Origin of the sequence: Hoeflea marina, from assembly GCF_003182275.1 — a bacterium.
In the GTDB taxonomy this organism is placed as follows: Bacteria; Pseudomonadota; Alphaproteobacteria; order Rhizobiales; family Rhizobiaceae; genus Hoeflea; species Hoeflea marina.
The window spans coordinates 810714-832933 of record NZ_QGTR01000001.1 but is presented as its reverse complement, the minus strand read 5'-3'; the positions used below and the strand labels follow the sequence as shown (position 1 = coordinate 832933).

General features: G+C 64.5%; 17 protein-coding genes. 4 read left to right on the top strand and 13 right to left on the bottom strand.

Features of this window, described 5'->3' with window-relative positions; translation table 11 throughout:
• Nucleotides 1–83: 83 nt before the first annotated feature.
• Complete coding sequence (locus DFR52_RS03785) at nt 84–287, top strand: hypothetical protein (RefSeq protein WP_110030554.1); 204 nt, start codon at nt 84–86, stop codon at nt 285–287.
• Between the two features lie 352 nt (nt 288–639).
• Here the strand turns inward: DFR52_RS03785 and DFR52_RS03780 are convergent, their stop codons facing one another.
• Both DFR52_RS03780 and DFR52_RS24150 read right to left on the bottom strand, forming a co-directional pair.
• Nucleotides 640–9156 (bottom strand): glycoside hydrolase family 94 protein, encoded by an 8517-nt coding sequence (locus tag DFR52_RS03780; protein ID WP_110030553.1) that lies wholly within the window; start codon nt 9154–9156, stop codon nt 640–642.
• Between the two features lie 228 nt (nt 9157–9384).
• Nucleotides 9385–9588, bottom strand: a complete 204-nt coding sequence (locus DFR52_RS24150; RefSeq protein ID WP_146215532.1) for a hypothetical protein — start codon at nt 9586–9588, stop codon at nt 9385–9387.
• 176 nt (nt 9589–9764) lie between these two features.
• On the opposite strand from DFR52_RS24150, the gene DFR52_RS03770 reads away from it, so the two are divergent.
• Nucleotides 9765–11312, top strand: a complete 1548-nt coding sequence (locus DFR52_RS03770; RefSeq protein WP_110030551.1) for a sensor histidine kinase — start codon at nt 9765–9767, stop codon at nt 11310–11312.
• A 263-nt stretch (nt 11313–11575) separates the two neighbouring features.
• On the opposite strand, the gene DFR52_RS03765 is transcribed toward DFR52_RS03770, so the two are convergent.
• The gene (locus DFR52_RS03765) at nt 11576–11728 is read right to left on the bottom strand and encodes a DUF3309 family protein (protein WP_110030550.1); all 153 of its coding nucleotides are present in this window, start codon (nt 11726–11728) and stop codon (nt 11576–11578) included.
• 180 nt (nt 11729–11908) lie between these two features.
• Complete coding sequence (locus tag DFR52_RS03760) at nt 11909–12271, bottom strand: PRC-barrel domain-containing protein (RefSeq protein ID WP_110030549.1); 363 nt, start codon at nt 12269–12271, stop codon at nt 11909–11911.
• A 48-nt stretch (nt 12272–12319) separates the two neighbouring features.
• Here DFR52_RS03760 and DFR52_RS03755 point away from each other — a divergent pair, with 48 nt between their 5' ends.
• Together DFR52_RS03755 and DFR52_RS03750 are read left to right on the top strand one after the other, a co-directional pair.
• Nucleotides 12320–12664, top strand: coding sequence for a hypothetical protein (locus DFR52_RS03755; RefSeq protein ID WP_110030548.1), 345 nt, complete (start codon nt 12320–12322; stop codon nt 12662–12664).
• 33 nt (nt 12665–12697) lie between these two features.
• Nucleotides 12698–12892: a DUF3008 family protein gene (locus tag DFR52_RS03750; RefSeq protein ID WP_110030547.1), complete on the top strand. Its 195-nt coding sequence runs from the start codon at nt 12698–12700 to the stop codon at nt 12890–12892.
• Here the strand turns inward: DFR52_RS03750 and DFR52_RS03745 are convergent.
• From DFR52_RS03745 to bcoG, 9 genes are all read right to left on the bottom strand, one after another.
• Complete coding sequence (locus DFR52_RS03745; protein WP_210205753.1) at nt 12881–13663, bottom strand: hypothetical protein; 783 nt, start codon at nt 13661–13663, stop codon at nt 12881–12883. The two genes, DFR52_RS03750 and DFR52_RS03745, sit on opposite strands and share 12 nt — an antisense overlap.
• Before the next feature lie 95 nt (nt 13664–13758).
• A complete protein-coding gene (gene fumC, locus DFR52_RS03740) occupies nt 13759–15150 on the bottom strand; it encodes a class II fumarate hydratase (RefSeq protein ID WP_110030546.1) in 1392 nt (463 codons plus the stop codon).
• Between the two features lie 43 nt (nt 15151–15193).
• Nucleotides 15194–15349, bottom strand: a complete 156-nt coding sequence (locus tag DFR52_RS24415; RefSeq protein ID WP_158284846.1) for a hypothetical protein — start codon at nt 15347–15349, stop codon at nt 15194–15196.
• Between the two features lie 112 nt (nt 15350–15461).
• Nucleotides 15462–16244, bottom strand: coding sequence for a carnitinyl-CoA dehydratase (locus tag DFR52_RS03735; protein WP_110030545.1), 783 nt, complete (start codon nt 16242–16244; stop codon nt 15462–15464).
• An 8-nt stretch (nt 16245–16252) separates the two neighbouring features.
• On the bottom strand, nt 16253–18298 hold the full coding sequence (locus DFR52_RS03730; RefSeq protein ID WP_110030544.1) for an acetate--CoA ligase family protein: 2046 nt from the start codon (nt 18296–18298) through the stop codon (nt 16253–16255).
• Nucleotides 18295–18582: an Rdx family protein gene (locus DFR52_RS03725; RefSeq protein WP_110030543.1), complete on the bottom strand. Its 288-nt coding sequence runs from the start codon at nt 18580–18582 to the stop codon at nt 18295–18297. Before DFR52_RS03725 ends, DFR52_RS03730 begins: the two co-directional genes overlap by 4 nt.
• 33 nt (nt 18583–18615) lie before the next feature.
• The gene (locus DFR52_RS03720) at nt 18616–19779 is read right to left on the bottom strand and encodes an acyl-CoA dehydrogenase family protein (RefSeq protein ID WP_110030542.1); all 1164 of its coding nucleotides are present in this window, start codon (nt 19777–19779) and stop codon (nt 18616–18618) included.
• 10 nt (nt 19780–19789) lie between these two features.
• Nucleotides 19790–21259, bottom strand: coding sequence for a carnitine 3-dehydrogenase (locus tag DFR52_RS03715; protein WP_110030541.1), 1470 nt, complete (start codon nt 21257–21259; stop codon nt 19790–19792).
• A complete protein-coding gene (bcoG, locus tag DFR52_RS03710; RefSeq protein WP_110030540.1) occupies nt 21256–22167 on the bottom strand; it encodes a 3-dehydrocarnitine:acetyl-CoA trimethylamine transferase BcoG in 912 nt (303 codons plus the stop codon). Before bcoG ends, DFR52_RS03715 begins: the two co-directional genes overlap by 4 nt.
• Between the last annotated feature and the right edge of the window lie 53 nt (nt 22168–22220).

Sequence of the window (22220 nt, the reverse complement as noted above, 5' to 3'; positions counted from 1 at the left end):
GGCGCCTGCCGATGCCGGGGCCGGCAGGAACCATCGCCGTCAGGGGGCGTTGGTCAAGGTGTGAAGTCCAACAGGAGATGCTCATGCCCAACCCGAACACCGAATCCGAGATTCTGAAAGAAGAAGGCGTCACGCCTCTCCAGGCGCGGTCGAACAGGTCGCGGAACACTCTCGTCGTTTTTCTGGCGGTGGTGTTCGCGCTCGCGGCGGTGACTTGGCTTGCGACAGGCTTCGACACCAACGAGACCAATCCAGTCCCGGCAGCCGTGCCCGGGGAATCGAACTGATACATTCCCCATTGGTGCGTGTCGGAACTGCCTTCGCAGATTTCGAAGCAGCGTGGTTCGGCAGGGTGACACCGGCCGCCGTCATTGGAGCATTTCCAGAGGAAGTTGCATTCACTTCGTCGTAGGATAAGGCGAAATATCAAAAGCTTGGAGCGTCAGCGGTTCACGGAAAAACAGACGGGCTCCACCCCCTTGATCGGCATGACGGATCGCGCCGGCTGAAATGGGATGCTCCGGCTGCCCCTGTCAGGGATCCGACCACGGGCTCCGGCCCGGCGGTATGGAACAAAAGACACCCGCGGTGCCGATGGCGCCGCGGGTGTTTTTGTCTGGGGTCCGAATGGCCCGCCGCTCAGCCGACGCGCGCGGGCGGAAGGGCGCCTTCGGTCGACAGATCGAAGACGCCGTCCTGAGACGCCACGCCGTCCAGCGTGACAGCATATCCGCCGGCTGGGCTGCGCACGACCTTCAGGTCGCGCGGCCGGCCCAGCAGGGTAATGCGCGCCGAAAAGCCCGGCCACTCATCGGGCACTGCCGGCCGGACGGTCAGGATTTCCCCGTCGCGGACGCTGATGCCGAGAATGCCTTCGACGGCGGCGCGGTAGAGCCAGCCTGCCGACCCTGTATACCAGGTCCAGCCGCCGCGACCGGCGCGGTCTCCCTCGCCGTAGATGTCGGCTGCCACCACATAGGGTTCGGTGCGGTAGGTCTCGGCCTCCTCGCGCGTCAGCGAATGGGTGATCGGGTTGATCAGGTCGAAGCAGGCATGGGCATCGTTGCCGCGGCCGAGGCGCGCCAGCGCCATCACCACCCAGGTGGCGGCATGGGTGTACTGCCCGCCGTTCTCCCGGACGCCGGGCGGATAGCCCTTGATGTAGCCGGGGTTTCGCTCGGTTTTCTCGAAAGCCGGGGTGAACAGGCGGATGATGCGGTTATCACGATCGACCAGACGGGCCAGCACCTGGTTCATGGCCGTCTCCGTGCGCTCGCTGTCGCCGACGCCGGAGAGCGCCGCCCAGGATTGTCCGAGAGAGTCGATGCGGCATTCGTCACTCGTCGCCGACCCGAGAGGGGTACCGTCGTCGTAATAGGCCCGTCGATACCAGTCGCCGTCCCATCCGGCGCTTTCCAGCGCCTCGGCGAGGTGGGTGCGATGGGCGGTCCAGGCATCGACCCGGCCGGTATCGTCACGCCGGCGTGCGTGCGGCAGGAACGCCTCCAGGGTATCGGCCAGGAACCAGCCCAGCCAGACGCTTTCGCCGCGGCCGCCTTCACCCACCTGGTTCATGCCGTCGTTCCAGTCGCCGCCCAGCATCAGCGGCAATCCGTTGCTGCCGGTGCGCTTGATGGCGAGATCCAGGGCGCGTGCACAATGTTCGTAGAGCGGTGCTTGGTTCCCGCTGCGTTCGGGAACAAAGAAGGCGTCATGCTGTCCCGGGGCGAGTGGGTCGCCCTTGATGAAGGCGATCTGCTCGTCGAGGATCGCGCTGTCGCCCGTGGCGTCCACATATCCGGCCGTGCAGTGGCCGAGCCAGACGACATCATCGGAGATCATGGTGCGCACGCCGGCGCCGGTGGCGGGAAGCCACCAGTGCTGCACGTCACCTTCCTCGAACTGGCGAGAGGCGGCATTGATGATCTGGAATCGCGCCAGTGAAGGGTCATGCAGCAGCAGCGCCGCCGTGTCCTGCAACTGGTCGCGGAAACCGAAGGCGCCCGAAGCCTGGTAGAAGGCGGAGCGCGCATTGATCCGGCAGGCAAGGCTTTGATAGGGCAGCCACGTGTTGACCATCAGGTCCAGCTTGGAGTCGGGAGTCTCGACCTGCAGGGTCTGAAGGAAGTTCTCCCAGGTTGCACTGGATTTGGCCTGGAAGCCTTCGACATCAGCGGCGGTGAGTTCCGGCGCGGCAACGGCCGCGGCGTCGTCATGACGGCGCTGGCGGTCCTCCAGGGCAAAGCACAGCGTGGCGGTGGCGCCGGGTTCTATGGTGATGTCGGTCGCCAGCGCCGCGCAGGGGTCGCCCCCGGTGCCGTGCCTGCCCGGCAGGTCCGAGACATGCGCCACCGCCCTCGGCCGCTGCAGAGAGCCGCCGTGACCGAGGAATTCCTCGCGTGACACGGTCCACCAGGAAAGCGGCCTGTCCACGGAGAAGCTCATCTCACGGTCGGCAAAATCGACGCTGTAGGGATTGCTGGCGGCAATCGCGTCACGATCCCCGTCGCGGCCGGCCGAGATCTGGGTGACGGTGCGCGAGCGGTTGTTGCCCAGCACCAGCTCCACATAACCAAAGACGCGCAGCTTCAACGTCCGCTCGCCCGGATTGGTCAACGTGATCCGGGTCAGTTTGGCCGGGCGGTCCCCAGCCAGCGTCTGCGTCACGTCCATGCTCAGCCAGTCCTGCCAGGAGCGGAAGCGGGAATAGCCCATGCCATGGCGCGCCTCGAATATGGCGCCGGGATCGTCGGAAAGACAGGCGAAAGGCGCGGCGATGCGGCCGGTCGGCAGGTCGACGACGTGAAAGGCTTCGCCAGGGCGATTGATGACCGGGTCGTTGGACCAGGGCGAAATCTGGTAGTCGCGCGAGTTCCGCGCCCAGGTGAAGCCGGCGCCGCCGGCGGACACATGGAATCCGAACTGCTTGCCGGAAATGACATTGATCCACGGATGCGGGGTGCGGTCACCCTGCCGCAGACGGACCACATATTCGCGCTTGTCGGCTGAAAAGCCGCCGATGCCGTTGAAGAAGGCCAGCTCCTCATCGGGGAAGCCGTGGACGGGGACCACCGGCAGATAGCTCGAATGCGGCGGCGCCAGCAGCGGCGTTGCCGGCCGCGCCTCGTAATCGGGCTCCGCAGCCATGGCGGCGCTCTGGTCAAAGCGCTTGAGCTGCTCGGAGAGCTTGCCGTTGCGGGCGTGGAGCACAATCCGCGCGATGGCGAGCAGGTTCGACCATGCGGTGTCACCCATCAGGTCCTTGCGCAGCGCGAACATGTGGCGCTTGTCGGCACCCGGACCGCGGCGTACGGCGACATCGACGATGGCCGCGATCTGGTTCTGCAGATCCTGGGTGTAGGAGGAAGAGCGCTCGTTGATCACGGCGACATCGATTTCCACGCCGTGGATCCGAAGATATTCCTGCATGGCCACCGCCTTGCGCACGATCGGCAGGTCGGCCTCGTTGTCGATGCGGATCACCATGATCGGCGCATCGCCGGAGATCCCCAGGGCCCAAAGGGCGCTCTGCGGCAGCATCTGCGCCCGCTGCTCGCTGTCCTGATGCCGGAGCGACGTGTCAGGATAGACGATGAAGCTGGCGTAGCGGCGGAACAGCTCGGCATCCACCATGGTGGTGGAGACGTGCCGCAGCTGGATCTGCGAATGGGTCCAGGCAAGCCGGCTTTCGTGGTCGAAGGTTTCCGCCCGGCGGTAATGGGCGACCGCCGCGTCTCGGGCCGGCAGATCCTCGGTGACGATGTTCCACATCACCAGACTGACCTTCTGCCCGGCGGGAATCCGCAGAACCCTGCGCAGCGAGAAGACCGGGTCGAGCGTGAAGCCGTCCGAGCCGCCCAGCCGGGCGCCGGCGTCGAAGGCGGCCGGGTTGCGCAGGCTGCGGCCGCGGCCGATGAAGGCGCGGCGGTCGGTCTCGGCCTGCAGGTCGTTGACGCCGACGCTCTCGCTGAACAGATGGGCGAAATAGATCTTGCGGTCGTGTTCAGTGCGCTTGTTGCGGGAGGCCAGGATGACGCCGTCAGCGGTCAGGATCTCCGTCTTGATGAACATCTTGGAGAAGGCCGGGTGGGCGAGGTCGGCGTCGTCCCTTTCCAGCACGATTTCGCCGTAGGAGGTGATCTCGATCATCCGCTCCCGATCGCTGCGGTTGCGGATGGTCAGCCGGCGTCCTTCGGCGTTGGCCTCCGAGGCCACGATGCATTCGACACGGCTCTCCAGCTGGTTGGCGATCTTGTGGAACTCCGCCCTGTCGTCGGTGAAGCTGGCATGGGCGGTCTCGACCGCCGCCGGGCACGGGCCGGGAGTTGCAGACCACCAGTTGCCGGTTTCCATGTCGCGGATGAACAGATGCACGCCGTAGTCGTCAAGCGTGGGATCGGGGCGCCAGCGAGTCACCGCCAGGCCATCGAACCGCGAATAGCCGGAGCCGGTCGCGGTGATCATCGTCGAATAGCGGCCATTGGAAAGGATGGCGATCTGGCGCGGGGCATGCAGCGGATTGGAGATGATCTGCTGACCGGCGCCGGGCAGTTCGGCTGCGCCGTCGGACCTCGATGCGGATTCCGGCGCCTGGGTCACCGGCACGATCTCGCGCGGCGCCTTTTCCTGCAGCAGCAGCGCGGCGGCCTGGACCACCTGGTCGGCATGGAAGCGGCTGCGATGAATGCCCTCCATCACAGCGTTGGTGATGGCCACGAGCGCCATTCCCTGGTGATGGGCCATGTAGTTGCGCACGATGGCGGATTTCTCGCCTTCGGGCACGCGCGACGGGGTGTAGTCGACTGCATCGTAAAAGCCGTAGATGCCCTTGGCGCCGAGCGCCTCGAGCGCCCGGAGGTTCCGCAGTGCCTGCCTGGGGCGGTACTGGGTGGCCATGGCCGAGGCGTAGGGCGCGATCACCACATCTTCGGCCAGGTCGCGCTTAAGGCCGAGCGCCGGGACGCCGAAGGAATGATACTGGTAGTTCATCTCGCGGTCACGCGCATTGAAGGCGGATTCGGAGACGCCCCACGGGATGCCGCGATTGTCGCCATAGGTGATCTGGCGGTTGATGGCGGCGATGTTGGACTGGCTCAGCAGCCCGCCGACCGGTTCGTGCATAATCAGCGGCGGCATCAGATATTCGAACATCGATCCCGACCAGGACACGAGCGCACCGCTCATGCCGACAGGCGTCACCGGCCGGCCAAGGCGGAACCAGTGCTCGTTGGGCAAGTCGCCCTTGGCGATGGCAAAGAAGCTCGCCAGCCGCGCTTCTGACGCCAGCAAGTCATAGCAGGAATTGTCGAGTTCCTGCTCGCCGGGACGGAAGCCGATCGAGAGCAGGTTGCGCTCCTGGTTCATCAGGAAGCGGAAATCCATCTTGAAGGCGAGCGCCCTTGCCCGCTCGGCCAGATCGGACAGATGGGCGCGCAGGGAACTGAGCTCGTCCATGTCGATGACGGCATCCTGGATCGAGGCCTCGCAATTGGCCTTCAGCGCGCCCGCCCACCAAGCCATGTCGCGCGAAGCGGGCGTGTTGATCTCGGCACTGAAGTCGCGGGCCAGCTTGCGGATGTCCTCGGAGACAACTGACAGGCTGATCGAGCGCATGGGCGCCAGCTCGGGGCTGGACTTGAACCCCATATAGGTGTCGTTGAACCCCTCGATGTGACTGATCAGGCGCGAGCGCAGCGGCCGCAGGGCCTTGCGGGGGGCCGGCACCTGGTCGAGCTTCTCGCGCAGGATCTGAAGCGTGTCGCCGATACCGTCCAGGTTGCTGAACATGTAGACGCTCGGGCTGCCCGACCACTCGCGCAGCGCGGAGGCGATGGCGATGAGGTATCCCGCGAGGTTGCCGCTGTCGACCGACGAGACATAGCGCGGCTCGAGAACGGCGAGCGATCGCGTGTCGTACCAGTTGAACAGGTGGCCCTTGTGCTTGTCCATCTTCTCGATGGTGGCCAGGGTCTGGCCGAGACGGAGGATGGCGTCCTTGAAGCTGATCCAGCCCAGATCCCGGGCCGACAGAACCGACATCATATAGAGCCCGATGTTTGTCGGCGAGGTGCGCTCCGCCACCTTTGGCTGCGGGATCTCCTGGAAATTGTCCGGCGGGAGGAAGTTGTTGTCGGCATCGACGAAGGCCTCGAAATACCGCCAGGTCTCGCGCGCGAATTTGCGCAGTTCGGCGGCATCCTCGGGCCGGATCTGGAGCCGGTCCTCGGTCTCCAGCGTGCGGCTGACATAGAGTGCGGCCAGCGGCGCCAGGATCCAGATCAGGCAGAAGGGCGCGGCAAGCAGAAGGTTCTGGGGATTGAACGCGGCAACCAGCGCCAGGAAGACAAGCGCAGCCAGCGAGGGCACCGCCATCATGCGCGCGTAATAGACAGCACCGGATTTGGCTTCCTGATGGACCTGCTGGGCGCTGCGCCATTCGAGCAGGTGCTTGCGCGACACATGGAGCCGGTGCTGCGTACGGATGATCGCATCGATCATGCTGGCGGCCTGATCCATCAGGAAGGTGAGGCGCAGCGCAATCTCGGCGATGTGGGCGGCGGCGTCGATGGCCAGCGAACGCAAGTGTCGGGCGATCGACACGCCGGGCTGGCTCGGCATCAGCGTGGCGTTGAAATTCATTGCCGGCGTGACGATCATGCTCATCATCAGCGAGAACTGCCAGAGCGCCGCGGAGGGGTAATCGAGCAGCAGCCAGCCGGCAAGCGATGCCGCAACCCACGTCACCGGCACGACAGAGCGGCGCAGATTGTCGACCATCTTCATGCGCGAGGTGGCGCCGATGCCGTTGCCGAGATCGAAGATGAAGGGGAGCAACTGCCAGTCGCCGCGCACCCAGCGGTGCTGGCGGGAGCGGTCGACCTCGTAGCGGATCGGGAAGTCCTCGACGAACTGCACATCGGTGACCAGCGCGGCGCGGGCAAAGGCGCCTTCCAGCAGATCGTGGCTGAGGACCGTGTTCTCATCGATCTTGCCGCCGACAGCCGCCTCGAAACTGTCTACATCGTAAAGGCCCTTGCCGGTGAAGCTGCCTTCGTCGAGCAGGTCCTGGTACACGTCGGAGACCGTGAACACATAGGGGTCCATGCCGCGGTTGACCGAGAAGGTGCGCTGATAAAGCGAGGCTTCCTCGCCGGTGGTCAGCGAGGGGGTGACGCGGGGCTGCAGGATGGAGTAGCCCGAGGTGACCGCACCGGTCTCGGGATCGCAGATTGCGTGGTTGATCGGATGGGCCATCTTGGCCACCAGCTCCGGAACCGAATCGCGGGGCAGGCGGGTGTCGGAATCGAGCGTCAGTACATAGCGGATGTCGGCAGGCGGAAACGCTTCGGACGGCAGGAAGGTGGTGTCCATGTCGCCGCGCAGAAGCTGGTTGAGCTCGCTCAGCTTGCCGCGCTTGCGTTCCCAGCCCATCCACACTTCTTCCTGCGGATTGAACAGGCGGCGGCGATGCAGCAGGAAGAAGCGCCGGGCGCCGGTGTGAGCGTAGCGCTCCGCGAGTTCGGCGATCCGCTTGCGGGCATGGTCAAGCAGCGCATCGTCTTCCGGCGTCGTTTCCTTGCCGCTGTCGCGCCAGTCCGACAAGAGCGCGAAATACACTTCTCCGCGTGAATTTGCGAGGTAATGCAGTTCCAGGTTGCGAGCCAGTTCGTCGATCGTATCGATGTTGGTGATCATGCACGGGATGACCACCAGGGTGCGGCTCTCGCGCGGAATACCGGCGGAATAGTCATAGCCGGGCAGGCGCGACGGCCGGATGAGCCGCGAGGCGAAGAAGTTCACCAGACCCGATGCAGCCTCAGACGCCGGGAAGAAGAACAGCACCAGCAACAGCACTTCGAATCCGGGGTTGAGCCGGGCCAGCGGCAGCATGTAGGCGGCCAGGGCGACCATGGCGAGCGAGAGAGTTACCCCCGGGATCAGGATCCCGAGCCAGCCCGCCTTGCGATAGGTCCGGAAGAGCCTTTCCGTCCATGTCGGTCGGTAGGAGCAGGCTTCCTCGAGTTCGTGGATGCGCTTGCCGGCCAGAAAATGGCCTGACATGGCCCTGCATTCGCCCTCCAGCCCACCGGCCAGCCGGATGGCAATCCTGGCCACTTCGATTTCCTCGATCGGGGAGCGGCGCGCGATGCGTTCGATCGCGTTCCGGTAATCGTTGCGCGTGGCCTTGTCGAGCCGGTCGTAATCGGTGCCGTCGCGCAGCACCTCGTCGATTCGGCTGACGGATTCGAACCATTTGAGCCAGTCGATGTCATCGACGAGCTTGAGGCTACGAATGATGTTGCCGGTGGTGACGTTGCCGGACGACTGGCGGTTGTGCTCGGTCTGCACGGCAAGATCGGGGCTGCTGCCGCGGCGGGCAAGCTGGCCCTCAAGCCAGGTGAGCGCCATCGTCGCTTCCCCGGGCCCGTCGCGAAACCGGTACAGCAATTGCGCAGCGAATGTGTCGTCGTCGACATCGCCATTGTGGCCGATGAGCACCGCCTCGTGCTCATCGGAGCTCGCCAGCCGGTCGGCAAGACGGTTGGCCGCCGAGCGGCGCTGGCGCGCAAGCTCGACCCGGTCCGACAGCCGCCGCAGGTTCTCAAGCAGCACGAAGCGCAGCAGTGACGGTATGGCCCAGATTTCTCCGATCGTGAGCGTGTCCGAGGCCTGGAAGCCGTTGACGATCTCGGTCAGCGTCTTGAGGGAAACCTCGGAGTTGCAGCAGGCGATATAGGTCCAGACGATGCCCAGCGCCCGCGGCACCGGGGGGCCGTCGAGCGCGGGGACCGCAGGCAGTTGACGATAGAATTTCAGCGACAGATCCCGCTTGAGGTGGCGGAAATTCTCGTCGACAACGTGATGGTTGTCGAGCAGCCACTCGGCCGCGGGCGTCAGGATCATCTGTTCGCGGGTGGCCTTGAGGATCGAGACGTAATTGGCGCGGATGGCCTGCTGGTTGGAGCGCAGCCGTTCGGCGTATGGGACGGGTACGTAGGCGGGCAGATCGAAAGCGGACGCTTCGGCCAGGTCCCGACCGGTCTTGAAGAGGCTTTCGCCATCCCAAAATTCGTAGCGTATCGGCAGTGCCGGTCTGGAAGCAGCGGAGATTGAGGTCACAGGCTCCTCTGCTGGGTTGGCACTTCTGTCCGCCATGGGTCGTCCTCGATCTGATAGGGTGCCCAGGTTCGGGAGGACCGGAGCGGGTCACACGGATGCATGAGATGAAAAGGTTTCCACCGGAGCAGGTGGCGAATCAGAACGGTTTCACTTGCATGCAGGTCTGGTTGATCCGTTTAGCTCTGGACGCGCATGATGGCCATGGCCTCTCGCCGCAGCGTCGGGCAATTGTGAGGCGGAAATGAGTTTTTGTTGGGTTGAGATTCATGCCGTCGGACATTCCCAACGCTCACTGTGCCGAGACAACCGGTCCCGAACGTCCCGCAGCGCCGATCCCGGTTTTCGCCGGCCCATCAGGTCCAAGATCGCCCCGACCCGGGCGAGTCCGCTGACCCGGTCGGTGCCGGATGACAGGCTTTCTTCTAGGAAATGATCGAATGCCTGGTCCAGGCGTGCGAAACGGTTCATGGCGTGGATCCTGCCGGAACGAAGCGGAGTTGCTTCGGTCATGCCATGGAGAACGCCGCGGGCATGGGTGAGGTTCCATCGATGGGTTCCCGCCCCGTGTGGCGCTTGATTTTGGCCATCATTCGGAGATACCTGCACGGCTGAGTGGCGCAGGCGCGCACGGGGAGACTCTCATCATGGATCAGGCCATCAAAGGCACAAGGCTGTCGACCACGGTGGTGCGCAATCTCGGCCTCCTCATGCTGGTTCTGATCACGGTGCTCGGCGCGCTGCTGGTCGCCAAGGAGTACCGGTCCGAGCAATCCAATGCCCGCGTGCGGGTGCAGACTTCGGCGCAGGTGGTGGCCACACAGTTCGGCTGGATCTTTGCAGCCAGTTCGCAGGCACTGTGGCGCATCGAGGACGTGGTTCCGCGCGAGGAGGCCGAGCGCGGCTCCATTTCCATTGCCGATCTCGATGATGCGGTGCGCGATCTGCCGTCGGGCTTCCAGTATGCCGTCTATGACGCGTCGGGGCGACTGACCTATACGAGCGCTCCCGACAGTGCCGAACGGGATGTCAGCCAGTCTGATTATTTCAAGCAGCTGGTCAGCGGCATGGAGATCTACCTGTCGCCGATGCTGACCGAGACGGTCAACGGCGAACAGATCTTCGTCATGGCGCGCCGGCTTGACACGGACGGCGTCCTGACTGGCGTGGCGACGATCGCCATTCCGGTTTCGACTTTGGCGCGGCTCAAGGAATCGCTGGAATTCATCGATCGCTCCTCCATCACCCTCATCCGGATGGACGGCACATTGATTGCCCGTTCGCCCCCCATCGAATCCATGGACCTTTCGAAATCCCCGGTCTTCGAGGCGATGAAGACGGCGCCTTCGGGCGTTTACGACAGCCGCGCCTCGCCAGCCGACGGGGTGGCGCGGATCGTTGGATACTGGAAGCTGGATGCATGGCCGGTCGTCGCCATCGCCGCGCTGGACCAGCACAGCGTCATGGCGAATTTCTGGCGGACGATCTCGATCTGGCTGGCGATCGCAGTGCCGGCGGCTGCTGCCTTGGGATATCTGGTCTACAAGATGATCGCGCTGTTGCGGACCGACGAGGCGCGCCAGACGGAATTGGCCAAGGCAAACGATCGCAACACGTTCCTGCTCCGGGAGATCCATCACCGGGTCAAGAACAATCTCCAGACCGTCATGTCGCTGGTGCGGTTGCAGAAGATGGCGCCTGAAGACAAGAAGAGCCTGCTCGGGCGCATTGCCGCGATGGTGGCAGTGCACGAGGAAATGTACAGTTCCGACAAGTTCGAATCCGTCGAGGTAGCTCCGTATCTGCAAAAGTTGACCCGGGAAATCGCGCAGGGCTACGGTCAGGCTGTTGTGATCACATACGACATCAATCCCATCAGTCTTTCCGGCGATCGGGCGATGCAGCTTGGCCTGCTAATCAACGAGCTGGTGTCGAATGCCTTCAAGCATGCCTATCACGGCAGGCAGGACGGAACTCTGCGGGTAAGCCTGAAGCAGAGAGACGACGACATGATCGCGTTGACCGTGGCCGACGACGGGCCAGGGATAGCCATTGACGGCAAGCAGAACATGGGCAGCAGGCTGGTGGAGGCATTCGCCCGTCAGCTCGGCGGATCGAGCACCATCAGCAACGAGAATGGCGCTCTGGTGGAAGTCACGTTTCCGCTCGAATATGGAACCGCCGCAGCGGCATAGACGGTGTTGGCATCAATCGGCAAGCCTGTCGATCACCGACCGGCACTCGCCGGATGCTGGCCGCGCCGAGTGCGTGGACGGGTACTTTAGAATTGCTCCGGGATGGGGCGCTGGGCGGTGTTGAGACTGCTCCGGTCCGGGGAGGTGGCAGGTCGACGGGCCGTAGAACGTCTCATCCCCCGAACCCGGGAGCTCGCGGGTCGGGGGATGGTTGCTTATGGCACCGCGGTCCGCTTCAGCGGAATGGCGCGCCGGGGCCGGGATCAGATGCGCCCGAGAAGAGCCAGGATAATGATGACCAGGAGAATGGCGCCCAGGATGCCGGACGGGCCGTAGCCCCAGCTGCGGGCGTGCGGCCAGGCAGGGAAGGCGCCGAGCAGCAGGAGAACCAGAATGACGATGAGTACGGTGGACATGAGAGAAATCCCTATTTGATGTTGCGCTGATTGAACGCTGCTTGGCGGGTTTGGTTCCCTCAGTTCCTTGATCTAGCCACAATTGCCGGCGGCTTCGGCGGAGACCTGCCGCGCTGACAGCAAGAGGCCCGGAACGCCTCGGCGTGCCGGGCCTGTGACCATGGCGGACAACAGTTTCTGTCAGCGCCAGTAGGGCGCTTCGCCGTAATGCTCATAGACGCTGCGCCCGACGTCCGGGGTCCAGTCATAGGCCTCGTTGCGATCATATTTCGGGGCGCCGGTGACCTGTTCCTTGCTGATATCGACGCGATAGCCCTCAAGGCTTTCGTCGTAGTCGAGCTTGGCCCAGGGCAGGGGATAGTGATCGTCGCCGATGCCGAAGAAGCCGCCGAAACTCAGCACCGCGTAGGAGACTCTGCCGCCACGCTTCTCCAGCATGAGCTTCTCGATCCTGCCGATGTGGTTGCCTTCGCGATCATAGACCTTGGTGCCTTCGACCCGGTCGCTGGCAATCAGGTCGTGTCTTTCTCCATCGTAAGCCATTGTCTCAACTCCTCTTCCTCGTTGACTCTTTGAACGCTTGTTTGCGCCATGATCAAACGTCGGTCCCTGGAAGTGGTTCCAGACGCCGTTGACCACGGGACCGGCGAGGACGGCGGGCCGCAAGACGTCGACCCGCGCGACGGTCGCTCGATCGGAGTGGATGAAGGGCTGGGAGAGCGGGATCCGCAGATGGGACAGGAACTCGACTGCCGTTGCGTTGGCCGCCGGAAGAAATCGGAAAAATCCCGGCGTTTTCCATACCATCGGGTCCGATTGACATGCGGAACCCGCTTCCCGGAAATCAATGCCGAAATGCGGGAAGAGTTCCACGTCCGGGGCATCATCGACGCAGACGCGTCCCGCCGGAACCGCCAGGAGTACAATCGCGTTTGACGGGACTGGCATCATTCGCGAAAGGAATTGACCATGCCTGCCAAATCCAAGGCTCAGCAGAAGGCGGCCGGCGCGGCCCTGTCCGCCAAGCGTGGCGACACCAAGGTGTCCGAACTGCAAGGTGCGTCGAAGGACATGTATGACAGCATGTCGGAAAAGGAACTCGACGACTTCGCCTCGACCAAACGCAACAACCTGCCGTCCAAAAAGAAGACGTCAAAATCCTAGGCGACCTTCGTCCCCGGGTAGCGCTGGCACCGTCGCGGGTTGAGCCGCCACCGGCGTCCAGCACAGCAATTGCAGCCACATGGTGTCGATCCGCGCCAGTGCGTCTGCATCGAACCGCTCGGCCTCAGTCCAATACCGGCCGCTTTCGACCATGTAGCCGAGGCGGGATTCGGCGTCGAGGATCGCATCGATGCCGCCGATGTCCAATGGCAGTACCGGCGATGGATTGGTCAGCGCCGTTGTGTCGGCGCGGGGAAAGAGCAGCCGGCTTGTTGGCGCGTCGGACAGGTTCACACAGGAGCAGCCCTGCCGGGCCGCAATCGCCAGCAGCCTGCCGGATTTGGCTTCGAGCGAGCGCAGGGTGATGTCATCGCGCAGCGGATCGGCTGTGCCCTGACCGTAGAAATGCGACACCGGGCCATCATAAATCATGTCGCAGCCGTAATAGGCCAGCGTGGACGGCCTGAGCGCGTCAAGCGCCCAGTATCCGGCGGTGAATGCCATGGTGCCGCCAGCAAACACGAAGCCGCCGAGACGGTTCTGGGCCGGAACATAGTCGGTGTGGGTGCACAGGCGCTGCGGCGGCGATACGCCGGTCGGCCTTCGCTCTACGGGAAAGTCCTCCGGATGGATCAGCACGTCCCAGTCCGGGCGCACCCTCCATGCGTTGTTGATGGCGACGATCCTTAGATCGGACGTCTTTGGCCACATCGCCGCCTTCGGCGCGGCGGGACTGCTGCCGAGGATGAGAACTATCGGGCCGGTCGCCATGGGTCCTCGCGTCTGGAGAACTGGATCGGCCAAGGATACGGACGCAGCCGCTCCCGGGTCAAGCACAAGGTCACCCGCCATGTCAGCCATCCTCGTCAATCGCCGGGGCGGGTCATGTCGAGCGGGATAACCCAGCGATCGTAATCGGCGGGCTCAATCCCATGGGAGAGCGCAGTGTCGCGCAGGCTGCCTCCGCTCTCGTGCGCAGCCTTGGCGATCTTGGAGGCCTTGTCGTAGCCGATATGTGGCGCAAGGGCGGTGACCAGCATCAGTGAGCGCTGCATCAGCTCGGCGATGCGCTGCCGGTCCGGCTCGATGCCCGAGACACAATGGTCGGCGAAGGAGCGGCTGGCGTCGGCGAGAAGCCGGATCGACTGCAGCACATTGTAGATGATCACCGGCTTGAACACGTTGAGTTCGAAATTGCCCTGGCTGCCGGCCATCGTCACGGTGACGTGGTTGCCAATCACCTGGGTGCAGACCATGGTCACGGCCTCGCACTGGGTCGGGTTGACCTTGCCAGGCATGATCGAGGAACCGGGTTCGTTCTGCGGCAGGACGAGCTCGTAGAGACCCGAGCGCGGGCCGGAGCCGAGGAAGCGGATGTCCTGCGCGATCTTGAACAGGCTGACGGCCACCGTATTGAGTGCGCCGGAGAGCTCGACCAGAGCGTCGTGGGCGGCGATGGCCTCGAACTTGTTGGCGGCACTGGTATAGGGCAGGCCGCTGAGGTCGGCGACATGGGCGGCGAAGCTTTCCGCAAATCCGGCCCGTGTATTGAGTCCGGTGCCGACGGCCGTGGCGCCCTGGGCCAGCGGATAGAGCCGCGGCAGGCAGGCCTCGACACGCTCTATGCCGAGTTCCACCTGCCGGGCGTAGCCGGAGAATTCCTGGCCGAGCGTCAGCGGGGTGGCGTCCTGCAGATGGGTGCGCCCGAGCTTGACGATGTCCTGCCAGGCCTCCGATTTCATCTTCAGATGACCGAGCAGATGGGCAAGCGCGGGAACGAGCCCGCCGCGGATCTCGCCCACTGCCGCGATGTGCATGGCGGTCGGAAAGGTGTCATTGGAGGATTGCGACCTGTTGACGTGGTCGTTGGGGTGGATGAGCGAGCTCTTGCCGAGCTGGCCGCCAAGCATTTCACTGCCGCGGTTGGCGATCACCTCGTTGGCATTCATGTTGGTCTGGGTTCCCGACCCCGTCTGCCAGACCTTGAGCGGGAAATGATCATCGAGCTTGCCGGAGGTCACTTCACGCGCCGCGGCGACGATGGCGTTGCCAATCCTCGCGTCGAGCAGACCCTGCTCCATGTTCGTGAGCGCCGCTGACTGCTTGATCAGGCCGAGCGCATGCACCAGCGGCAACGGCATGGTCTCGGTGCCGATGCGGAAATTGCCGATGCTGCGCTGGGTCTGCGCACCCCAATAGCGGTCGGCGGGCACTTCGATGTCGCCAAAACTGTCGGTTTCGGTGCGGGTGTCGCTCATGGTGTCAGGCTTCCGTACTGGTCTGGGCTGGATCGGGTTCAGGTCATATGAACGGGATCAGGAACCAGATGGCAACCACCATGACCGCAAACACGATCATCGCCTCGCGCCACCACCAGAACGGTCCGCGCACATTGAGCGGCACGTCGCTGCCGGCTTCATCGACGTCGGGATCATCGTGGTTGTGCGGTTCGGTCATCGTGGCGTCCTCTCATGCATCATGTCGTCCACCATAGATGGGGCGCTCCACGCGGAATGCGAGATGCGGTTGCCCACTCGTCCATCATAACACAGTTCGCAGAGCGACCGGCCTAGCGACCCTTCCAGACCGGATCGCGTTTCTCGGCAAAGGCTCGAAACCCTTCCATGTTGTCCTCGGAGCCGTACAGCTCGTCGACAGTCCTGAGCTGGCGCCGGGTGATGCGGTTCATCATGTCCCGGAAATTGCTGTCCTCGGCCTCGCGGACGACCTCCTTGATGGCGGCAAAGACCAGCGGCGGGCCGGATTCGAGCAGGCGGGCCATCTCCCAGGCCTTTTCCATCAAGTCTTCGGCCTTGTGGATGTGGTTGACGAAGCCCCAGCGGTGCGCCTCCTCGGCGTCGAGCCAGCGGCCGGTAAACAGCATCTCCATGGCGACATGGTAGGGAATGCGCTTTGGGAGCTTGATGGACGCCGCGTCGGCCACCGTGCCGGAGCGGATCTCGGGCAGGGCGAAGGTGGCGTGCTCGGCTGCCAGGATGATGTCGCAGGAGAGCGCGATCTCCAGACCGCCGCCGCAGCAGATGCCGTTGACGGCGCAGATCACCGGCTTGTTGAGATGCGGCAGCTCCTGCAGGCCACCGAATCCGCCGACGCCGTAGTCGCCGTCGACGGCGTCGCCGCCGGCCGCCGCCTTCAGGTCCCAGCCGGGGCAGAAGAATTTCTCGCCCGATGCGGTCAGGATGGCGACGCGCAGCTCGGGATTGTCGCGGAAGTCGCGGAAGATTTCGCCCATGATGCGACTGGTGGCCAGATCGATGGCATTGGCCTTGGGTCGGTCGATCATGACTTCGAGGATCTGTCCCTCGATGCGGGTCTTGACGGGTCCTGTCATGGCATTCCTCATTCGCTCAGTCGTATCAGGGCATCGACCGCCACGGCATCGGCCGCCCTGGCGATCAGCGGATTGACGTCAAGCTCGATGAGCCTGTCGGCGTTGGCTTCGGCATAGCGGCATATGGCGTTGACCGCGTCAACGACTGCGCCGATATCGGCGGCAGGCCGTCCGCGATAGCCGGCCAGGACGCGACTGATCTTCAGGCGGGCAAGAGCGGCGCGGATGGCGTCCGGGCTGGCCGGCAGCAGCAGGCTGGCGGTATCGGCGAACAGCTCCGCCATGACGCCGCCGGCCCCCATGGTCAGCTGCAGCATGCCGCTTGATTCCCGGCTGACGCCGACGATGAGTTCCGCGACCGTGCCGGTGATCATCTCCTCGGCGAGATAGCCTGTGGCGACGGCTTCCATGGCAAGCGCCGCAGCCCGCAAGGTCTCTGTGTCGGTGATGTCGAGCACCACGGCGCCGGCTTCGCTCTTGTGGGCGATGCCCAGCCCCTTGAGCACGATGGGGAAGGCCAGCACCTCGGATGCCTCGAGAATGCCTTCGGCAGTGGGCGCGGTGGCCGATTCGGGCATGCGCAGGCCGAAGGGGCCGAGCGCGGCCTTCGAGTCCGCCTCGCTCAACAGAACCGTGCCGGGCAGGGCCGGCGGCGCCAGCAGCACCGGTGCTTGAGCGGCACTGCCGCGCCGGCCCGCGGCAATGGCGGCATCGATTGCGGCCAGGCCTTCTTCCATGCCGTGAATCGTTGCAATGCCGGCGGCCTGAAACGTGGCGGCGAGGTCTTCGGAGAGGTTCTCCGGCAGGCTCGCCAGCACCGCGACCCGCGCCCCTGTCTGGCCTCTGGCGGCGATGATGGCGTCGACGGCACACCGGTAGCCGGAGGGGTCGCAGCGGTCGCCGCGCGGCAGATCCAGCACGAAGACCGCGAGATCGAAAGCGTCAGCCATCACGGCGGCGAAGACCGCAGTCATCTTCGGCACGTCGCCCCAGATGAAGGTGTGGTAGTCAAGCGGATTGGCGATGGTGACGATGGCGCCGAGTTCTGCCCTGAGCGCGCTGCGGCTGGCCGTGGTGAAGTCTCGGAACTCGATGTTCGTGGCCGATGCCATGTCAGCCATCAGGCTGGCTTCGCCGCCCGAGCAACTGACCGAGACCACCGACGGGCCGGGCAGGGGACCGAAGGCATGCATCAGCTTGAGCGTTTCCAGGAACACAGCGATGGAGTGCACCTCGATGATTCCGAGGCGGGCCAGCAGTGCCGAGGACGCCGAGGCGTTGCCGGCCAGCGACGCCGTGTGCGTCATGGTCGCGGCCTGCGCCTTCTCCGACCTGCCGATCTTCAATGCGACCACAGGCTTGCCGAGTGCACGCGCCCTGGCCGCGAAGGCTTCAAGTGCGCGGATGTCGCCAAACCCCTCGAGATAAAGGCCGATGGCGGTGATGCGCGGATCGGCGAGCAGGAAGGAGGCAATGTCGCTGGTGCCGGTCTGGGCCTGGTTGCCGGCGGCGACCACGCAGGCGATCGGCAGGCCGCGCTTCTGCATCGTCATGTTGATGGCGATGTTGGATGATTGCGCGATGATCGCCACGCCGCTGTCGACCGCCGTGCCGCCATGCTGGTCGGGCCACAGCGTGACATTGTCGAGATAATTCAGGAGCCCGTAGCAGTTGGGGCCGAGGATCGGCATGTCGCCGGCGGCCTCGACGAGCCTTTGCTGCAGGTCGCCGCCGCCGGTGCCCTCGGCTTCGCTCTCCAGAAATCCGGAGGCAAAACAGGTGGCGCCGCCCGCACCCATGCGGCTCAGCGCTCGAACCACATCCACCGTGGCGTCGCGGTTGACGCCGATGAAGCTCGCGTCGGGCACGCCGGGCAGGTCATCGACGCTGGCGAAGCACGCGACGCCGAGCACGTCGCGGCGCTTCGGATTGACCGGCCAGATTTCGCCCTGATAACCGGATTTCTGCAGTTGCGCGATGACATTGACGGCCCAGCCACCACCGAAGAGGGCGATCGATTTTGGCTTCATCAGGCGGGAAAGATCGCGGCTCATTCGTCTGCCTTTGTGCGGTCGAGATGTCCGAGATCGCGGTCCGGATCGATGCGGTCACGCACCTTGCCTTTCAGCGTCTTGACGTCGGGAAAGCCGCCGTCGCGCTTGCGGTCCCAGATCCGCTCGCCATCGACGTCGATGGTGAAGATGCCGCCGGTGTCCGGCACCAGCGTCACCGAGCCAAGTTCCTCGGAGAAGGTTGAGAGCAGTTCCTGCGCCATCCAGGCGGCGCGCAGCATCCAGTTGCACTGGCGGCAATAGGTGATCGCGATGGCCGGTTTCATGGGCGTGGTGATCCTTGGTGCATGGGTGGTCGCCTAGGCGCCGAACGATCTGAGCAGCGAGCGGCTGATGATATGGCGCTGGATCTCCGACGTTCCCTCCCAGATCCGCTCGATGCGGGCGTCGCGCCAGATCCGCTCCAGCGGCAGTTCGCTCATTAGCCCCATGCCGCCATGGATCTGGATCGCCTCGTCGGCGACCATGGCCAGCATCTCGGTGGCCTTGAGCTTGGCCATCGCCATGTCGGCGTCGGACGCCGTGCCCTGGTCGAATTTCCAGCCAGCCTCGAGGATCATCAGTTCGGCCGCCTTCATTTCGGTCGCCATGTCGGCAAGCTTGAAGGAGACGCCCTGGAACTTGCCGATCGGCTGGCCGAACTGCTCCCGCGTCGCCGCCCATTCGACAGAATGGGCGAATGCGCGCTCGGCGCGGCCGAGGCATGTGGCGCCGACCTGCAGGCGTGTCGCGCCAAGCCAGGTGTTTGCCACTTCGAAACCCTTGTGCACCTCGCCGAGCACGTTTTCGGCCGGGATCCGGCAGTTGTCGAACTCCAGGATGGCGTTGGTGTAGCCGCGATGCGAGACATTGGAGTAGCCGTCCCGGACCGCGAATCCCGGGGTGCCCTTGTCGACGAAGAAAGCGGTGATCAGCTTCTTCTTTCCGCGCGGCGTGTCTTCCTCCCCGGTGGCCATGAAGCAGATGGCAAAGCCGGCGATGTCGGCATGGGAGATGAAGTGCTTGGTGCCGTTGAGCACCCAGTCGCTGCCGTCCTGTTTCGCCGTGGCCTTCATGCCGCGCAGGTCCGAGCCCGCCCCGGGTTCGGTCATCGCCAGGCAATCCCAGGTCTCGCCGCGCACGCAGGGGTCGAGATAGCGGGAGCGCTGCTCCGGCGTGCCGGCGCAGAGGATGTTGGAGGGCCGCGCCACGGCAGTCCAGTGCAGCGCGTAGTTGGCCTTGCCCAGTTCCTTCTCGTAGAGCAGCCAGGTCGGCGTATCGAGGCCGCCACCGCCGAACTCCTCAGGGATGTTGGCGGCATACAGGCCGGCGGCGATCGCCTTCTTCTGGATTTCTCGCACCAGCTCGATGTCGAGGTGACCGGTGCGCTCGACCTCGGCCTCGTACGGGTAGAGCTCCTTCTCGACAAAGGCCCGGGTGGTCTCGACGATCATAGCCTGTTCTTCGCTCAGTCCGAACTGCATGGCGGGCTCCTCAGCGTTTCTGGCCGACGGCGCGGCCGAGACCTTCCGGCGCGGCTAGGGCGGCGTGGGCGGCGGCGATCGGTTCCAGCTTCGCCAGGATCTCGGCGGCCGGATCGCAGGCGGCGCGGGATTTGAGCGAGACATGCAGCAGCATGTGCTCCCCGGTGGCGAGCAGCGTGCCGTCGCGGTGGAACAGTTCGTGGAACAGATGCAGCTTCTTGCCCTTGCCCTCGATCACCCGGGTCTTTACCTCGACCGGCTCGTTGGCCTTGACCTCGGCCAGATGGCGGATATGGGTCTCGACGGTGAAATAGGAGCCGCCCTCGGCGATGTAGGCGGCGTCGACGCCGATCATGCGCATGAAGGCGTCGCTGGCGTCGGCGAAGCACTGCAGGTAGCGGGCCTCGTTCATGTGGTTGTTGTAGTCGGTCCAGTCGACCGGGATCGTGCGTTCCATGGTCCTGATCGGTCTGGAGACATCGATGTCGCCTGTCGATTTCGCGCCGGCGTCGAAGAGCTTCTTCTCGTAGGCGGCGAGCACCTGGCCCGCTCCCCAGTCATTGACCTTCAGCGCCTGCTGGATGGCGACCAGATTGTCGTCGCGGATGCGTTCGAGTTCGCGGATCGAATGGTGGCCGGACTGGGCGTCGGACTGCTCGGTGATCAGGTCGACCAGTTCGTCGTTGAATTCGGGCACATCCATCAGATGCGTCCAGGGCCATGTCAGGCAGGGGCCGAACTGGGCCATGAAATGGCGCATGCCGGCCTCGCCACCGGCGACGCGGTAGGTCTCGAACACGCCCATCTGGGCGTAGCGCAGGCCGAAGCCGTAGCGGACGATGTCGTCGAGCTCCTGCGTCGTGCAGATGCCGTCCTTGATCAGCCACAGCGATTCCCGCCAGATCGATTCCAGCAGCCGGTCGGCGACGAAGGCCTCGATTTCCTTCTTCACATGGATCGGCTTCATGCCGATGCCGGCATAGAACTCCATGGCGCGCGCGATCATCGCTGCGTCGGTCGCCCTGCCGCCGACGATCTCGACCACCGGCAGGAGGTAGACCGGGTTGAACGGGTGGGCGACGATCAGCCGGCCTGGCGTTTCCATCTTCGCCTGCAGGTCGGTGGGCATGATGCCGGACGTGGAGGAGGCGATCAGCGCGTCCTTCGATGCCGACTTCTCGATCTCGGCATAGACCGACTGCTTGATGTCCAGTCGTTCCGGAACAGATTCGACGATCAGCTGCGCACCGTCGACCGCCTCGGCGATCGAACCGGTGAAGCGCACCGAGCCCTTCCTCAGCCGGGCGGCCATGGTGAGCCTGGCATAGGCGCGGTCGGCATTGTCGAGCACCGCCTGCATCTTGGCCTCGGCGTCCTTCGCCGGGTCGAAGATGGTGATGTCGATGCCGTTCTCGATCAGGCGCGCGGCCCAGCCGGCGCCGATGACGCCGCCGCCGATAATGGCTGCATGAGAGATCATTTCGGCATCCTCTTGGTGAGATTGAGCTTTTCGCGGACTTCGGCCGGTCCCATGACGCGGGCGCCGAGGCCCTCGATGATCTTGACGGCGTGGGAGACGAGTTCAGCGTTGGTGGCGAGGTTGCCCTTGCCGAGCCAGAGATTGTCCTCAAGCCCGACGCGGACATTGCCGCCGGCGAGCACGGAGGCCGCGACATAGGGCATCTGGTGACGGCCGAGCGCGAAGGCCGACCAGTTCCAGTCGGCCGGCACATTGTTGACCATGGCCATGAAGGTGTTGAGATCGTCCGGTGCGCCCCAGGGCACGCCCATGCAGAGCTGCACCAGCGCGTCGGGCTTGAGCACGCCTTCGCTGACCAGCTGCTTGGCAAACCAGAGATGGCCGGTGTCGAAGGCCTCGATCTCGGGCTTGACGCCGAGTTCGGTCATCATGCCGCCCATGGCGCGGAGCATGCCCGGCGTGTTGGTCATGACATAGTCGGCCTCGGCGAAGTTCATCGTGCCGCAATCGAGCGTGCAGATTTCCGGCAGACACTCGGCGACATGGGCGACACGTTCGGTGGCGCCCGCCATGTCGGTGCCCTTGGCGTTGAGCGGCAGCGGAGATTCGGTCGAGCCGAAGATCATGTCGCCGCCCATGCCGGCGGTCAGGTTGAGAACGACGTCGACATCTGCGGCGCGAATGCGGTCGGTGACCTCGCGGTAGAGCGAGACGTCGCGGCGCGGCGCGCCGGTCTCGGGATCGCGCACGTGGCAGTGGACGATTGCCGCGCCTGCCTTGGCGGCGGCAATGGCGCTTTCCGCGATCTGCTCGGGCGAGCGCGGCACGTGCGGCGAGCGGTCCTGGGTGCCGCCGGAGCCGGTGACGGCGCAGGTGATGAAGACATCGCGGTTCATGGTCAGTGGCATATCGTCATTTCTCCTCGTTCTTGGCCGGGATGATGCGCCACTTGCAGGCGATT

Bases quoted from the DNA above. Each gene is read 5' to 3' on its own strand.
- DFR52_RS03770 (WP_110030551.1), top strand. From the start codon at position 9,765: ATGGATCAGGCCATCAAAGGCACAAGGCTGTCGACCACGGTGGTGCGC.
- fumC (WP_110030546.1), bottom strand. From the start codon at position 15,150: ATGAGCGACACCCGCACCGAAACCGACAGTTTTGGCGACATCGAAGTG.
- DFR52_RS03735 (WP_110030545.1), bottom strand. From the start codon at position 16,244: ATGACAGGACCCGTCAAGACCCGCATCGAGGGACAGATCCTCGAAGTC.
- DFR52_RS03750 (WP_110030547.1), top strand. From the start codon at position 12,698: ATGCCTGCCAAATCCAAGGCTCAGCAGAAGGCGGCCGGCGCGGCCCTG.
- DFR52_RS24415 (WP_158284846.1), bottom strand. From the start codon at position 15,349: ATGACCGAACCGCACAACCACGATGATCCCGACGTCGATGAAGCCGGC.
- bcoG (WP_110030540.1), bottom strand. From the start codon at position 22,167: ATGCCACTGACCATGAACCGCGATGTCTTCATCACCTGCGCCGTCACC.
- DFR52_RS03760 (WP_110030549.1), bottom strand. From the start codon at position 12,271: ATGGCTTACGATGGAGAAAGACACGACCTGATTGCCAGCGACCGGGTC.
- DFR52_RS03725 (WP_110030543.1), bottom strand. From the start codon at position 18,582: ATGAAACCGGCCATCGCGATCACCTATTGCCGCCAGTGCAACTGGATG.
- DFR52_RS03785 (WP_110030554.1), top strand. From the start codon at position 84: ATGCCCAACCCGAACACCGAATCCGAGATTCTGAAAGAAGAAGGCGTC.
- DFR52_RS03730 (WP_110030544.1), bottom strand. From the start codon at position 18,298: ATGAGCCGCGATCTTTCCCGCCTGATGAAGCCAAAATCGATCGCCCTC.
- DFR52_RS24150 (WP_146215532.1), bottom strand. From the start codon at position 9,588: ATGAACCGTTTCGCACGCCTGGACCAGGCATTCGATCATTTCCTAGAA.
- DFR52_RS03780 (WP_110030553.1), bottom strand. From the start codon at position 9,156: ATGGCGGACAGAAGTGCCAACCCAGCAGAGGAGCCTGTGACCTCAATC.
- DFR52_RS03755 (WP_110030548.1), top strand. From the start codon at position 12,320: ATGATCAAACGTCGGTCCCTGGAAGTGGTTCCAGACGCCGTTGACCAC.
- DFR52_RS03765 (WP_110030550.1), bottom strand. From the start codon at position 11,728: ATGTCCACCGTACTCATCGTCATTCTGGTTCTCCTGCTGCTCGGCGCC.
- DFR52_RS03715 (WP_110030541.1), bottom strand. From the start codon at position 21,259: ATGATCTCTCATGCAGCCATTATCGGCGGCGGCGTCATCGGCGCCGGC.
- DFR52_RS03745 (WP_210205753.1), bottom strand. From the start codon at position 13,663: ATGGCGACCGGCCCGATAGTTCTCATCCTCGGCAGCAGTCCCGCCGCG.
- DFR52_RS03720 (WP_110030542.1), bottom strand. From the start codon at position 19,779: ATGCAGTTCGGACTGAGCGAAGAACAGGCTATGATCGTCGAGACCACC.